Here is an 845-nt window from a genome sequence, read left to right on the forward strand (position 1 = left end):
TCGGGTGCAGCGGGAGTCCGGTGAGTGGCCGGTGCGGGTGGTTGAGGGTGTGGTGGTGCCGCGTCGGGCCGGGGTGAGTTCGTTCGGTGCGGGTGGTTCCAATGCGCATGTGGTGGTGGAGGAGTTCATCGGCACTGGCACTGGCACCGGCACTGGTGCGGGTGTGGATGTGGTGGCGGGGGTGCAGCGGGTCGGGGATCCGTTGGTGTTCGTGGTGTCGGCGCGTGACGTGGAGCGGTTGCGGGAGTACGCCGGGCGGCTGGGGGTGTTCCTGGAGCGGGAGCGGGTGGCCCTGGCCGATGTCGCGTACACCCTCCACACCGGACGCGAAGCCATGGAGGAGCGGCTCGTCGTCGTCACCGATGACGGTGCCGAACTCGTGCGCCTGCTGGCGGCGTTCGCCCGCGGGGAGGAGTCCGTCCCCGGCGTCCGGCGGGGCGGGAGCCGGTCGGGTGCGGTGCGCGCGCACGCGGGGGCGGTGCGCACGGCCACCGCGGCCGGCGATCTGGACGCCCTGGTCGAGTTGTGGGTGCGGGGCGCCGAGGTCGAGTGGTCCGACGTTCCGGGCGTGACCGGGCGCCGGATCCCGCTGCCGGGCTACCCGTTCGCCCGCGAGCGGTACTGGGTGGCGTCGGCCGACGAGGCCGGCTCCGTCGAGGACCTGCCGGCGGGGGTCTCCGGTCGGGTCGTCGGCGGTGGGTTGCATCCGTTGGTGGACGCGAATGTGTCGTCGTTGTTTGAGCAGCGGTATGTGGCCAGGCGGGATGGGGGTGAGTTTTATTTGGCTGATCATGTGGTGTTTGGGCGTCGGGTGTGGCCTGCGGTGGCGTATGTGGAGTTGGCGC

General features: G+C 71.6%; 1 protein-coding gene. It reads left to right on the plus strand.

Features of this window, described 5'->3' with window-relative positions; genetic code table 11:
* Nucleotides 1-163: 163 nt before the first annotated feature.
* The coding region (locus ABD385_RS41220) for a KS-MAT linker domain-containing protein (RefSeq protein WP_344585416.1) at nucleotides 164-845 on the plus strand (682 nt) is incomplete at its 3' end.

The organism is Streptomyces lunalinharesii (assembly GCF_039532155.1).
Classification (GTDB): domain Bacteria; phylum Actinomycetota; class Actinomycetes; order Streptomycetales; family Streptomycetaceae; genus Streptomyces; species Streptomyces lunalinharesii.